The organism is Curtobacterium sp. MCPF17_021, from assembly GCF_003234605.2.
Taxonomy (GTDB): domain Bacteria; phylum Actinomycetota; class Actinomycetes; order Actinomycetales; family Microbacteriaceae; genus Curtobacterium; species Curtobacterium flaccumfaciens.
Window position 1 is genome coordinate 1646635 of the sequence record NZ_CP126252.1, and the last position, 14099, is coordinate 1660733.

The following is a 14099-nucleotide window of genomic DNA, read 5'->3' on the forward strand; positions in this document are numbered from 1 at the left end:
CGGCCGACGGGACGTGACCGCTCGGGGTGGGGCGGGCGGGGAGTCGTGACCAGTCGGCGGGGGCGATGGGCGCAACGGACGCGGGGCGGGCCTCCAGGCCGGCGGCACGGCTTCACGACGCGCCGCGTGCGCTTCGCCGAGATCGCACGAACCGTCGCTCGACAGGCGCTTTCGAGTGCCAGACCGCCTCGGTTGCACCACGCAACTTTCGTGCGTGACGCGCCGCTTGACGCCGGCGGAATCATGCATCACGCGGCGGGCCCGTGCATTACAGCGGTGTAAACAAATCGCCCCCGGTTCGTTCTGTTCCGTGACAGGGTGATACCAATGAGCGTTCCTGGCCGGGCACACAGACGTTCCACCCTCCGGCTCAGGACTCTTGCAATCATGACCAGAGAGGCAGCGGACATGGCATCCGTGACCAAGTGGGGCAAGCGCGGCATCGCGCTCGGCGCCGGTGCAGCAGCGACGGCGCTGGTGCTGACCGGCTGTGCGAGCAGCAGCGTGAGTGACACCGAACTGAACGGCCTGAGCATCGGGACGACGGACAAGATCACGTCCCTCGACCCGGCCGGTTCCTACGACAACGGCTCCTTCGCCGTGCAGAACCAGGTGTTCCCGTTCCTGATGAACACGCCCGTGGGGAGCCCGGACGTCGAGCCGGACATCGCCACGAAGGCGGAGTTCACGAACCCGACCACCTACGAGGTCACCCTCAAGGACGGGCTCGAGTTCGCGAACGGCAACAAGCTCACGTCGAGCGACGTGAAGTTCTCGTTCGACCGCGAGCTGAAGATCAACAACGAGAACGGCCCGCAGTCGCTGCTGGCCAACCTCAAGAGCATCGACACCCCGGACGACACCACCGTGGTGTTCAACCTCGACCACGCCGACCAGACCTGGCCGCAGGTGCTCTCGAGCCCCGCGGGTCCGATCGTCGACGAGGACGTGTTCAGCGCGACGAAGCTCACCAGCGCCGACGACATCGTCAAGGGCAAGGCCTTCGCCGGGCAGTACCAGATCAGCTCCTACAAGGAGAACGACACGATCCAGTACAAGACGAACCCGAAGTACGACGGCCTGCTCGGCAAGGCGAAGACCGACGAGGTCACCGCCAGCTACTACACCAAGGAGACCGACCTCAAGCTCGCCGTGCAGAAGGGCGACGTCGACGTGGCGTACCGCTCCCTGACGCCGACCGACATCTCGGACCTGCGCAAGGACGACTCCCTCAAGGTCACCGACGGCCCCGGCGGCGAGATCCGCTACGTGGTCTTCAACTTCAAGACGCAGCCGTTCGGCACCGGGCAGGACGACGCCGACGAGGCGAAGGCCCTGGCCGTGCGTCAGGCCGCTGCCGACGTGGTCGACCGCGCCCAGCTCGCGAAGGAGGTCTACAACGACACCTTCACCCCGCTGTACTCGATGGTCCCGGACGGCCTGACCGGCGCGGTCCAGCCGTTCAAGGAGATGTACGGCGACGGCGACGGCGGTGCGGACGTCTCCAAGGCGAAGAAGACGCTGGCGGACGCCGGCGTCACGGGCAAGGTGCAGCTCGACATCCAGTACGCGCCCGACCACTACGGTTCGGCCTCGGACGACGAGTACGCCCTGCTCAAGCAGCAGCTCGAGGACTCCGGTCTGTTCACCGTCAACATCCAGTCGACGGTCTACACGACCTACGCCCAGGAGCGCACCAAGGACGCCTACCCCGTGTACCAGCTCGGCTGGTTCCCGGACTTCTCCGACGCCGACAACTACCTGTCGCCGTTCTTCACCAAGGAGAACTTCGTCCAGAACCACTACGACGACCCGGAGATCCAGGACCTCATCGCGAAGGAGCAGGCAGAGTCCGACCCGGACAAGCGTGCTGACCTGATCGAGCAGGCCCAGGAGCGCGAGGCCACCCAGATCTCGACGCTGCCGCTGCTGCAGGGCAAGTCCGTCGCGGTCGCCGGCAAGGACGTCAAGGGCCTGACCCTCGACGCCTCGTTCAAGTTCCGGTACGCCACCCTGAGCAAGTAGCACCAAGCCCCACGTGCAGGCCGCGGGCGTTCCCACGAGGAGCGCCCGCGTGCCTGTGCAACGGCGACGAAAGGCACACACCCCGTGACCCTCAGCACTCCCGAGGCGACGCAGGACGTGAACGGCACCGATCCCACCAAGCCACAGGCACAACGCAGTGCCAAGAACAGTGGCGGCGGACTCGGCCGGTACATCCTCGTCAGGTTCCTCCTCATCATCCCGACCGTCTTCATCCTGGTGACGCTCGTGTTCTTCCTGATGCGCGTCATCGGGAACCCGATCACCGCGTCGGTCGGCGGCCGACTCACCCCGAGCCAGCTGCAGGAACGCCTGCACGCCGCCGGGTACGACCGGCCGGTGCTCGTGCAGTACTTCGAGTACCTCGGCAACATCCTGCGCGGCGACTTCGGCACCTCGTCGACGGACAACCGTCCGATCACCGACATCATCGTCACGTACGGCGGTGCGACCGCGGAGCTCGTGTTCTACGCGCTCATCGTCGCGCTGGTGCTCGGCATCCCGCTCGGCATGCTCGCCGCGTACACGCGTGACAAGTGGCCGGACGTGCTGCTCCGTGCGCTCGCGATCCTGACCTACGCCACGCCGGTGTTCTTCGGCGGTCTGCTGCTCAAGCTCGTCTTCTCGGTGTGGCTCGGCTGGCTGCCCCTCGGCGACCGGGCCTCGACCCGGGTGTCGCTCATCCTCGACGGCATCCCCGGCGCGAGCGGCATCTACATCATCGACGCGCTCCGCACCGGCAACGCCCAGGTCATCGGCGACGTGCTCCAGCACGCCGTCCTGCCCGCGCTGACGCTCGGCCTGCTCACCGCCGGCATCTTCCTGCGCCTGGTGCGCGCGAACATGATCGGGTCGCTCGGCTCCGAGTACGTCGACGCCGCCCGGTCCCGCGGTGTGCGCGAGTCGCGGTTGGTGCGCACCCACGCGTTCCGTCCGGCCCTCGTGCCGATCATCACCGTGATGGGGCTGCAGATCGCGATGCTCCTGGGCGGCTCGGTGCTCACCGAGACGACCTTCGGGTGGCGCGGTCTGGGCTTCGAGCTCAACCAGTACCTGTCGGCCCGTGACTTCGTCGCGGTGCAGGGCATCGTCGCGATGCTGGCGGTGATCGTCGCGGTGACCAACTTCATCGTCGACGTCGTCGCCGCCCTGATCGACCCGAGAGTGAGGTTCTGACGATGGCCGACACCACCCTCGTCGATCGCCACGAGCCGCTCTGGAAGCGACTCCCCGTGGTGGTCCAGCTGCGCCGGAGCACCGGCTGGCAGCGCGCCATGCTCATCGTCGGCGTGGTCATCTGCGCTCTCTACCTGCTCGTCGCGGTGTTCGCCCCGCTCCTCGCCCCGTACGGCTTCGGCCAGCTGCAGGGCGCGGACGGGCAGAGCTTCCCGCGCACCGGCGCACCGAGTGCCGAGCACATCTGGGGCACGACGGTCGGCGGCTTCGACGTGTTCAGCCGCGTGCTCTACGGCGCCCGCACGGCCGTGCTCGTCGTCATCGTCGCCGTGATCGTCTCGATCATCGTCGGTGTCCTGCTCGGCATGGTCTCCGGGTACCTGGGCGGCTGGCTCGACCGCGTCCTGGTGGTCGTGGCCGACGCCATCTACGCGTTCCCGTCGCTGCTGCTCGCGATCATCGTGTCCATCGTCATCTCCGGCGGCAACTCGAGCTACTCGGGCGGCATCATCGCGGCGGCGATCTCGATCACCGTCGTCTACGTGCCGCAGTACTTCCGCGTGGTCCGCGCCGAGGCCGTCCGGCTGAAGAACGACGCGTTCGTCGAGTCGGCGCGCGTGATGGGCACGAACCCGTGGCGCATCATGACGCGGCACGTCCTGCGGAACTCGACCCGTTCGCTGCCGCTCATCCTGACGCTCAACGCGAGCGACGCGATCCTGACCCTGGCCGGCCTCGGCTTCCTCGGGTTCGGCATCGGCCCGACGTCCGGCGCCGAGTGGGGCTACGACCTGAGCCGTGCACTCTCGGACGTCGCGAGCGGCGTCTGGTGGACCGGTGTCTACCCGGGTGTCGCGATCGTGGTGCTCGTGCTCGGCGTGACCTTCATCGGCGAGAGCCTGAACGACATCTCCGATCCCCGCCTGCGTGCACGCCGACGCCTGAAGCAGCTCGTGTCGACGCGCGACACGCGCGACGCCGAGGCACCGCGCACCGCCGGGAACGACACGGAAGGGACGGGCGCATGACCCCGACCACCCGCCTGCAACCGGGCGACACCACCACCGAGCCGGTCGTCGTCGTCGACGACCTGACCGTCACCTTCGCGACCGACGGCGGCGCCGTCGACGCGGTCAAGGGCGTCAGCCTCGACGTCCGCCCCGGCGAGGTCCTCGCCCTGGTCGGCGAGTCCGGCTCGGGCAAGTCCGTCACGGCCCGCAGCATGCTGCGGCTCATGCCGGAGACGGCGACACTCGGCGGCGCGGTGCTGCTCGACGGCACCGACGTCGTGTCGGTCGGCTCGCAGAAGCTCCGCGAGCTCCGCGGGACGGCCGGCGCGATGGTGTTCCAGGAGCCGTCGACCGCGCTCAACCCGGTCTTCACCGTCGGGTGGCAGATCGCCGAGGGGCTCCGTGCCCACGGCGGCGTGTCCAAGAAGGAAGCACGGGCGAAGGCCATCGACTACCTCGGCCGCGTCGGCATCCCCGACCCCGAGACCCGCGTCGACCACTACCCGCACCAGTTCTCCGGTGGGCAGAAGCAGCGCGTGGTCATCGCGAGCGCACTGGCCCTCGAGCCGGGCGTCATCATCGCGGACGAGCCGACAACGGCACTCGACGTCACGGTGCAGGCCGAGATCCTCGACCTGCTGCGTCGCTGCCGCGACGAGTTCGGCACCGCGATCGTCGTCATCACGCACAACATGGGCGTCGTCGCCGACCTTGCCGACCGCGTCGCCGTGATGTACCAGGGCGAGATCGTCGAAGAGGCCACGGCGACGGCACTGTTCGCGACGCCGCAGGCCGACTACACCAAGCGGCTGCTCGCTGCGGTGCCCCGGCTCGAGGCGTCCACCGGGGTGGCCCGGCGCGCCGCGATCTCCGAGGACGTCACCCCGCTGGTCGAGGCGAAGGGGCTCGAGATCGAGTACCCCGGCCGGCTCGGGTCGCCGGCGTTCAAGGCGGTCAAGGGCGTCGACCTGGCGATCCGTCCGGGCGAGGTCCTCGGCCTGGTGGGGGAGTCCGGCTCGGGCAAGACCACCATCGGCCGGGCCATGGCGGGGCTGACGAAGGTCACCGGCGGCTCGCTCAAGGTCCTCGGCGCCGAGATGCTCGGGTACCGCGAACGCGACTTCAAGCACCTGCGCAAGGACATCGGGTTCGTGTTCCAGGACCCGGCGACCTCGTTCAACCCGCTGCTGACGATCGCCGAGTGCGTCGCCGAGCCGCTGGTCGTGCACAAGGAGGTCTCGAGCCCCCGTGCCGCGCGCAAGCGGGTGGACGAGCTGCTCGAGGCCGTGCAGCTGCCGGCCGCCTACGGCGACCGCTACCCGCACGAGCTCTCCGGCGGGCAGCGCCAGCGCGCATCGCTCGCCCGGTCGCTCGCGCTCCGGCCGAAGCTGCTCATCGCCGACGAGCCGACGAGTGCGCTCGACGTCTCCGTGCAGGCCCGCGTGCTCGAGCTCTTCCTCGAGCTCCAGCAGGACCTCGGCTTCGCCTCGCTGTTCATCAGCCACGACCTCGCGGTCGTCGGCGCGCTGTCCGACCGGATCGCGGTGCTGTACCGCGGTGACCTGGTCGAGACGGGCACGACGGCGCAGGTCCTCGGCGCGCCGCAGCACCCCTACACGCAGCGGCTCCTCGCGTCGCTGCCGGTGCCGGACCCAGCGGAGCAGGCGGAGCGACGGCGTACGCTGGAGCGACTGGAGAACGTCGGGTCCTGACCCGACGTGACCCGCCCTGGAGGCCCGGCCAGCGTCGTCGACGCACGCCGCGCCTCCAGGGCGGTCGTCTCCACTGCTGCACGCACGACGGACCTGCCAGGGCGGCCCGTCGCGAACCGCCGCCAGGGGGCGGCGTGGAAGGGGACCCATGATCGCGGTCAACGGACCGGCGGTCGTCGCGGACGACGTGTCGATCGAGTACCGGGGCGGACGCGGGGGCGAGTCCATCCGGGCCGTCGACGGCGTGAGCCTCACGGTCCGGCAGGGGGAGATCCTCGCCCTGCTCGGTGAGTCGGGATCGGGCAAGTCGACCTTCGCCGCCGCCATCGCCGGCCAGCTCGGATCCCACGGCGAGGGCGAGGGCGCCCTCCGTCGGCACATCGTCGGCGGCGAGCTGACCGTGCTCGGCCAGAAGACCCGGGGCCTCCGTCCCTCGTCGCGCAAGCTCGAACGGCTGAGCGGCCGGATCGGGTACCTGCCGCAGGACGGCGCCGACCGGCTCAGCCCGGACCTGACCGTCGGCGAGGCCGTCGCCGAACCGATCTACGCCCGCGACCGCCGGTTCGACCGGCGCGAGGCCGGGCTCATCGTGGCCCGGCTGCTCGACGCGGTGCACCTACCGCTCGGGGCGATGCGCCTGAACACCTGGGAGCTCTCGAGCGGGCAGCGTCAGCGTGTCGCCCTGGCGAAGGCGCTCGTGCTCGAGCCCCAGCTCCTGGTCGCGGACGAACCGGCGCGTGGCGTCGACGTACTCGTGCGGCAGTCCGTGCTCGAGGCCCTGGCGACGCTGCAGCGCGGCCGGCAGTTCTCCGCCGTCGTCGTGTCCAGCGACCTGCGCGAGGCCCGCGCCCTCGCCGACCGCGTCGCCGTGATGGCCGATGCCCGGCTCGTCGGGCTCGGCACCTTCGACGAGGTCCTCGACAACCCCGTCGACCCCTACGTGAAGACCCTCGCCTCGACCGCGGCCCGCGGGGTGAAGCGTCGTCCGGCACCGACGACGGCCCGCCGTTCGTCCGCGCCGCGCCGTCCGCTCGCCGCCGGCACCGGCCCGCGCACCGACCGTCAGGAGAACGCGTGAGTGCCACTTCCCAGGGCCCCCGCGGCCACCGCGCCGTCGTCCCCACGTCGGGTGCACCGCTGCCGATCGACGCCCCGCAGCCCGGGCCGGTCGCCGTGCTGCCGGAACCGACGGACCTGCACGTGGGCGCCGTGACCGAGGCCGGCGGCACCGTCGCGCCGCTCGACGCCGACACCCGCGGCGTCGTCTGGCTCGACCCCCGCGACCCGGCCGGCCTCGCCGACGCGCTGTCGTCGGCGCCGGGGGTCGGCTGGGTGCAGCTACCGTTCGCCGGCGTCGACGCCTTCGCGCACCTGATCCAGGAGCACGGCGACCGCGTGCTGTTCACCTCGGCCAAGGGTGCCTACGCGGAGCCGGTCGCCGAGCACGCGCTCGCGTTGACCCTCGGCACGCTCCGGGTCCTGCAGAAGCGCGCTCGAGCATCGTCGTGGGCCACCGAGCCCGAGGGTGTCTCGCTGTACGGGCGGAACGTCGTCGTGATCGGTGCGGGCGGGATCGCCCTCGAGTACCTCCGGCTGCTCGCGCCGTTCGACGTCGACGTCACGGTCGTGCGCCGCTCGCCCGAGCCCGTGCCGGGAGCCGCGCGGACCGTCACCACCGACGAGCTCGACCGGGTCCTGCCCGACGCCGACGTCGTGATGATCGCGGCGGCGATGACCTCGGGCACCGCGAAGCTCTTCGGTGAGCAGCAGTTCCGGATCATGAAGCCGTCCGCCCGGCTCGTGAACATCGCCCGCGGCGGACTCGTGGACACCGACGCAATGGTCGCCGCCCTGCGCGCGGGGGAGATCGCCGCGGTCGGCCTCGACGTCACCGACCCCGAGCCGCTGCCCGACGGGCACCCGCTCTGGTCGGAGCCCGGCGCGGTCATCACCCCGCACCAGGCCGACACCCCGGAGATGGTCGCACCGCTGCTCGCCGAGCGCGTCCGGCTCAACGCCGCGGCGTTCCTCGGGGGCGACGGCGAGGGCTTCGTCGGCGTCGTCGACCCGGTCGCCGGGTACTGACACGGGGGCCTCGAAGCGCGGCGCGCCCGGGCGGCGTGTCCGATGCGGTGGAGGGCCTCAGCCTCCTGCTATGCTGTTACCCGTTGTTCGCACGTCATTCGCCAGCGGACAGTGATCCTCGATAGCTCAATTGGCAGAGCAGCCGGCTGTTAACCGGCAGGTTGTTGGTTCGAGTCCAACTCGGGGAGCGACAGGTCCTCATCCCTCCGGGGTGGGGACCTTTTGCGTTCCCGCCGGTCCGGCAGTCTCGTCGGGCTTGGTGCGGCCCGCTGCTAGCCTGAGCCAGCGCACCCCGATCCACGGAAGGCCACTGTTCGATGTCGTTGACCACCGAGTCCGTCACCGGGCCGACGGTCGGCGGTCGCGCAGAGCGGATCCTCGGTCGGGTGAACCAGATGCTGGCGTCCCGAACAGCATTCGTCGTCGTGCTCGTCGCCTTCGTGCTGATGGGCTTCCTGTTCGCCGTGACCATCCACGTGCCGGCATCGGCCGCCCCCGACGAGGTCCGGCACATCGGCAACATCCTGTTCTACGCGGAGCGGCCCTGGACGGCCGGGCCGTTCGTGCACGACGCCGCGGCGTCGACGCTCCGGCTCGGTGAGGTCACGCGGTTCCCGGCGTACCTGTACTACTACGTGATGTCGTTCCCGGCGAGGATGGCCCTTGCGGTCGGGCTGGACCAGGAGCGGACCGTGATGGTCCTGCGGGGGATCGACGTCCTGGCGGCCGGTGCCGGTCTGTACGCCCTGCGGGTGATGTTCCGGAACGCCGGTGTCCCGACGGCGATCGGCCTGCTCGCGATCGTCGCGACGGCCTTCACCGGTCGGTACGTCTGGCAGGCCGCCACGATCAGCTACGACGCGCCGTCGATGGCGGCGTTCTTCCTGTTCGCCGCCGTCGCGGTCAAGGTCGCACGCGGTGGTGGCCTCCGTACGCTCGCCTGGTTGGTCGTCACCGCGATGCTCGCATTGATGCTCAAGTACTCTCAGGCGCCACTCGTCCTCGCGGGAGCGTTCTTCGCGATCCTGTTCCGGTACCGCGTCGATGGATTCTCGTGGCTCCGGCACCCGGTGCGGCGAGCCGTGTCGGGCTTCCGGGAGCGTCCGGGGCGGTCCGTCCTGCTGGTGGTGATCGGCGGCGTGTTGCTCGCGCTGGTCCTCGAACGCTTCGGCGTGAACCTGCTCGTCTACCGTGCCCTGAACCCCGACTGCGCCGAGATCCACAGCCGTGCGGCGTGCATGAACTTCGACATCTTCCGCCGCAACTACAACGCGACACGTTCCCACGACCTGGCCGTCGCGGCCGGGACCCTCGAACCGTTCCACCCGCTCGCGTTCCTGTGGACGTGGGCCACCACCTACTTCCGGTCCCTCTTCTTCTTCTGGGGTCCGACCCTGCCGTGGCGACCGAACCTCGGCGTCGTCGCCTTCGGCGCGACCGCGGTGCTCGCGGGCACCGTCATCGCAGCCACCCAGCTGCGTCGGGTGCTGCGTTCGGCTGCGACGTGGTGGCTGGCGGTCGTCCCGGTCGCCTACACCCTGGCAGTCCTCTGCTTCAACGCTGCGACGACCGTGAACCTGCGTCAGGAGTTCGCGTTCTCGGGTCGGTACCTGCTCCCGGTGCTGCCGATGATCGTCGCGGTGGTCCTGCTCGGCCTGACCGCGTGGCTCCGGCGGCTGCAGGGGCGCGCCGCAACGGCCGCGTGGGTCGTCGTGATCGCCGTCGGCGTCGCGTTGTTCGCGTTGTACAACCCGATCAGCGCTTTCTTCCCCTACGCCTCCTCGCCGGCCTGGTACTCCGGTTGGGCGCAGGACGTCCTGCCGCACTGGCTGACCGGGGTCCGCTCGTGACCGCGGCACCGCGCACCCGCAGCGTCATCGTCGTGGCGCTCACGGTCCTGTTCTTCGTGGTCATCGGCGTCGCGGCGTTCGCCCGCACCGGGGGCACGAGCGCCGGCGAACGCCAGGTCGGGTCCTGCACGGTGCGCATCGCCCCGCAGCCGGGGTCCGTCACGACGTGCGCGGGCCAGGACCTCGGCGGCGTCGACCTCGCCACCGAAGACCTCCGCCTTGCCGACCTGCACGGCGCGGACCTGCGTGGGGCCGAACTGCGGCAGGCCGTCCTGTTCGGCGCGGACCTGCGGGACGCCGACCTGCGTGGGGCGGATCTGCACGGGGTCGACCTGTACAGCGCAGACCTCACGGGGGCGGACCTGCGGCAGACGGACCTCTCCGGCGCGAACCTCGTCGGCGCCGACATCAGCAACGCGCGCCTCGACGGCGTCGACCTGACCAGCGCGAAGATCGAGGGGCTGACGGTCCGCGGCACGCCGATGGAACTCGCCGACCGTCGACTGCGCAGTCCCGACGGCGAGCGGATCGCCGTGCGCGTCGACCTGGACCTGCCGCGCGGTGTGACCTCACGCAGCTGCGTTGACCGTCTGCTCCACGCGAAGGTCGGCGTGACCGAGGTCCGGTGCCGGATGAGCACCGACGCGCGCGAGGGTCGGCTCGACCAGCGGGCGACCATCACGGTCAGCGGCCCCACCGGCTGACCGAGGTCGATCGTGCGGCTGCCACCCGGTCGAAGCTGTTAGCGTTCACAGGTGCACCGTTCCCGTTCGCCTCGACTCACGCTCCTCGGCGTCGTCGTCGCCGTGACGGCGGTGCTCACCGGCTGCAGCAGCGTCGGCCCGGACACCGACGCGTCCGAGGACCCGACGAGCTCGGACACCGGCCTGGGCTCGGGCGCGTCGCCCGTGGTCTTCGCGTTCGTCTGCGCCGCCGACGGATCGGACAGCGAGACCTACACCACCTACTCGGCGGTGTGGGAGGCCGAGCGCGCCGACTGCTCGGCGAAGCGCCTGACCGGGTCGGTGCCGTCGAGCCAGCAGCAGGCCGCGGTGGCGGCGGCGCGCGGTGACGCGACCCTGGTCGAGCTCGCGAGCACGTGCGCGGTCCGCGGCTCGGCGCCGTGGACGTCGGCGGTCGCCGACGCGCGCGGTGCGCACGTGGCCGCCGGGCTCCTGCGGTACTGCCCCGGGCACCCGGAGACCGACCGCCTGCGCGACGCACTGGCCGCCTACCGGGGCTGAGCCGGGCCTCCAGGCCGCCCGCCGGACCAGCGACGGGCTGGACGGCACCGGGTGCCGACGCCGACGGGCGTCAGTCAGCCCTCGGGGTGGTCGCGACCCGGCAACCAGGACTGGCCGGGGCCGCCCCAGCTGCTCTTGCGGATCGCCTTGGCGACCTGCTTGCCGTACGGGTGCACCAGGCGGTCGGCGTAGAGCCAGCCGTCCAGGTGGTCGTACTCGTGCTGGAAGATCCGGGCCAGCCAGCCGTGCGCCTCGACCTCGAACGGGGTGCCGTGCTCGTCGAAGGCCCGCAGCAGGGCGCCCTCGGAGCGGCGGAGCGGGAACCGCTCGCCCGGGATCGACAGGCACCCCTCGGACTCCTCGTCCTCGTCGAGCTCCTCGACGGATTCGGGGACCGGGGCCGTGATCCACAGGACGGGGTTCACGGCGGCGCCCCGGTGCAGGACGTCGTCGTCGTCGGTGTAGGAGTACACGAACAGGCGCTTGCCCACACCCACCTGCGGTCCGGCCAGGCCGACGCCCGGTGCCAGGTCCATGGTCTCGAGCATGTCGGCGACGAGGGTGCGGAGGTCGTCATCGAACGCGGTGACCTCGGCTGCACGCTCGTGCAGGACGGGTTCGCCGGTGATGCGGATCGGGAGAACGGCCATTCACCCAGGTTATCCGGCGGGGGACGGTAGCCTCGACGCGTGACGACGGACCTCCAGCTGCCCGACGCCGTGAGCAACCTCACGCCGTTCCAGGCGCTGATGATCCCGGTGGCGCTGATCGGTGCGGTGTTCCTGTCGCTCGGGGCGCAGTTCCAGAGCCGCGGGGTGCAGCGGGTCGAGGCACGTCTCGGTCGGCAGTCGAAGGGGCTGAGCGTCCGGCACGTCGTCGGGCTCGTCTCGAGTGGCTACTGGGTGCTCGGCACGCTCATGCTCGGCATTGCCGTGGTGCTCCAGCTCATCAGCATCACGTTCGCGCCCCTGATCGTGGTGCAGCCGTTGGGTGCCGTCGCCCTCGTCATCACGACGTGGTTCTCGTCGCGGTCGTCCGGTGTGCCGCTCGGCCGGCGTGCGCGGCGCGCGGTGTGGACGTGCATCATCGGTGTCGGCATCTTCGTCGGGATCGCCGCGTTCGTCGGGCACGAGAGCGCGATCACCCGTCAGCAGCTCGTCACCGTGCTGGTGATCCTGGCCGTCGTGCTGGTGCTCGTGCTGGTGTCCTTCCGCCTGGTCGCCAAGCACCGCAGTGCGCTGTACTACATCGTCGGGGCGGGGGTGCTCTACGGGTTCGTGGCGACGCTGGCCAAGGTGGTGCTGAACCGGTTCGTGAACGGCACCTTCGACTGGTTGACCGTGCTCGCCATCGCCGGCGTGGTCGTGGCGGCGTCGCTCGGTGGGTACTTCGTGCAGAACGCGTACTCGAGCGGATCGGCCGACCTCGTGATCGCGGGGCTGACGGTGATCGACCCGATCGTCGCGGTCGGCATCGGCGTGATCGTGCTCGGCGAGGCCTCGGGGGCGCCGTGGTTCGCGGTGGCGGGGTTCGTGGTCGCCGCGGGCATCGCCATCACCGGGGTGTTCCTGCTCGCCAAGCACCACCCGCAGACCCGGGCCTGACGCCGGCCGGCGCGGGCGACCGGCGCGCACGCGGCGGTGCACTCGCCGCGCACCCCGGGTGGTCGCCGCCCTCATCCGCGCGGCTGACGCGACCGTCGATCCTGGTGCGATAGCGTCACTGCCGACCAGCCATCGCCCACGAGAGGACGAACTCAGCCGTGTCAGGAGACGCCACCACCGCCACCGCCGGACCGACGGAAGCGACGGGCGGTCACCGACCGTTGCGCGTGCTGATCGCAGCGGACACCTTCGCCCCCGACGTCAACGGCGCCGCCACCTTCGCTGAGCAGCTCGCCGTCGGCCTGGCCGAGCGCGGGCACGAGGTGCACGTCGTGGCCCCGGCCTCGAGCCGCCACCACGGCACCTTCGACGAGGAGCACCACGGCGTCACGCTCGTCGTGCACCGCCTGAAGTCGTACAAGTGGCCGCTGCACCCGTGGCTGCGCTTCGTCTGGCCGTGGAGCGTCCGGAAGTGGACCGGCCCGATCCTCGACGCCGTCAAGCCCGACGTGCTGCACATCCAGTCGCACGTGGTCATCGGCCGCGGCATCGTGCACGAGGCGAACGACCGCGGCATCCGGGTCATCGCGACGAACCACTTCATGCCGGAGAACCTGCTCGAGTACACGCCGTTCGGCAAGTGGACGCTGCCCCTCGCGCTGAAGATCGCGTGGAGCGACGCCGCCAAGACCTACCGGCTGGCCGACACCATCACGACGCCGACGAACCTGGCCGCCGACTACCTGCGGAAGGCCATCGCCGGCCAGCAGGTCCTCGCGATCTCGTGCGGCATCGACGCGTCCCGGTACGTGGCGCGCGAGGGACGCCCGGTCAACAACGACATCGTCTTCGTCGGTCGCGTGGCCCCCGAGAAGAACCTCGACGTGCTCGTCCGCGCGGTGGCGCTGCTGCCCGCCGAGCTGTCGGCGACGCTGACCATCGTCGGCGACGGCGAGATGATCCCGAAGCTGACCGCGTTGGCGAAGGAGCTCGGGCTCGAGGACCGCGTGCGGTTCCTGGGGTTCGTCTCCGACGAGCGCAAGCAGGAGGCCCTGACCAACGCGACGGTGTTCGCGATGCCGTCGACGGCGGAACTGCAGAGCATCTCGTCGCTCGAGGGGATGGCGTCCGGGCTGCCCGTCGTCGCCGCCGACTCGATGGCGCTGCCGCACCTGATCGACGGCAACGGGTACCTGTTCACCCCGGGCGACGTGGACGACCTGGCGGCGAAGCTCACGACGGTGCTCACCGCGCCCGAGTCGGAGTACGTCGCGATGCGGGATCGCAGTCTGACCATGATCGAGGCACACGACATCAACCGCACGCTGTCGACGTTCGAGTCGCTGTATCGTGGTGAGTCGGTGGCCTGAGGGTC

General features: G+C 70.6%; 12 protein-coding genes and 1 tRNA gene. 12 read left to right on the forward strand and 1 reads right to left on the reverse strand.

Annotation, left to right across the window (positions count from 1 at the left end):
- Positions 1-408 precede the first annotated feature (408 nt).
- The 10 genes from DEJ29_RS07725 (at position 409) to DEJ29_RS07770 (ending at position 11120) form a co-directional block, all read left to right on the forward strand.
- The gene (locus DEJ29_RS07725) at positions 409-2025 is read left to right on the forward strand and encodes an ABC transporter substrate-binding protein (RefSeq protein ID WP_111095214.1); all 1617 of its coding nucleotides are present in this window, start codon (positions 409-411) and stop codon (positions 2023-2025) included.
- A gap of 84 nt (positions 2026-2109) precedes the next feature.
- The gene (locus tag DEJ29_RS07730) at positions 2110-3219 is read left to right on the forward strand and encodes an ABC transporter permease (protein ID WP_372439454.1); all 1110 of its coding nucleotides are present in this window, start codon (positions 2110-2112) and stop codon (positions 3217-3219) included.
- A 2-nt stretch (positions 3220-3221) separates the two neighbouring features.
- Positions 3222-4247: an ABC transporter permease gene (locus DEJ29_RS07735; protein WP_111095213.1), complete on the forward strand. Its 1026-nt coding sequence runs from the start codon at positions 3222-3224 to the stop codon at positions 4245-4247.
- The gene (locus DEJ29_RS07740) at positions 4244-5941 is read left to right on the forward strand and encodes an ABC transporter ATP-binding protein (protein ID WP_111095212.1); all 1698 of its coding nucleotides are present in this window, start codon (positions 4244-4246) and stop codon (positions 5939-5941) included. Before DEJ29_RS07735 ends, DEJ29_RS07740 begins: the two co-directional genes overlap by 4 nt.
- 148 nt (positions 5942-6089) lie before the next feature.
- Entirely contained in the window at positions 6090-7019 is a 930-nt protein-coding gene (locus DEJ29_RS07745; protein ID WP_110864664.1) for an ATP-binding cassette domain-containing protein, read from the forward strand.
- Entirely contained in the window at positions 7016-8026 is a 1011-nt protein-coding gene (locus DEJ29_RS07750) for a D-isomer specific 2-hydroxyacid dehydrogenase family protein (protein ID WP_258375962.1), read from the forward strand. Before DEJ29_RS07745 ends, DEJ29_RS07750 begins: the two co-directional genes overlap by 4 nt.
- A 115-nt stretch (positions 8027-8141) precedes the next feature.
- A tRNA-Asn gene (locus DEJ29_RS07755) sits at positions 8142-8214 on the forward strand.
- A 129-nt stretch (positions 8215-8343) separates the two neighbouring features.
- Positions 8344-9876, forward strand: a complete 1533-nt coding sequence (locus tag DEJ29_RS07760; RefSeq protein ID WP_111095211.1) for a hypothetical protein — start codon at positions 8344-8346, stop codon at positions 9874-9876.
- Positions 9873-10580, forward strand: coding sequence for a pentapeptide repeat-containing protein (locus tag DEJ29_RS07765; RefSeq protein WP_146248357.1), 708 nt, complete (start codon positions 9873-9875; stop codon positions 10578-10580). Before DEJ29_RS07760 ends, DEJ29_RS07765 begins: the two co-directional genes overlap by 4 nt.
- Positions 10581-10631: 51 nt before the next feature.
- A complete protein-coding gene (locus DEJ29_RS07770) occupies positions 10632-11120 on the forward strand; it encodes a hypothetical protein (RefSeq protein WP_071405350.1) in 489 nt (162 codons plus the stop codon).
- Positions 11121-11194: 74 nt separating this feature from the next.
- On the opposite strand, the gene def is transcribed toward DEJ29_RS07770, so the two are convergent.
- Positions 11195-11770, reverse strand: a complete 576-nt coding sequence (gene def / locus DEJ29_RS07775; protein WP_111095210.1) for a peptide deformylase — start codon at positions 11768-11770, stop codon at positions 11195-11197.
- A gap of 39 nt (positions 11771-11809) precedes the next feature.
- Between def and DEJ29_RS07780 the strand changes: the two genes are divergently transcribed.
- Positions 11810-12724: a DMT family transporter gene (locus tag DEJ29_RS07780; protein ID WP_173033410.1), complete on the forward strand. Its 915-nt coding sequence runs from the start codon at positions 11810-11812 to the stop codon at positions 12722-12724.
- 158 nt (positions 12725-12882) lie between these two features.
- Positions 12883-14094 carry a glycosyltransferase gene (locus DEJ29_RS07785; protein WP_111095209.1) on the forward strand — a complete coding sequence of 404 codons (1212 nt, stop codon included), beginning with the start codon at positions 12883-12885 and terminating at the stop codon, positions 14092-14094.
- The last annotated feature ends 5 nt before the right edge of the window (positions 14095-14099 follow it).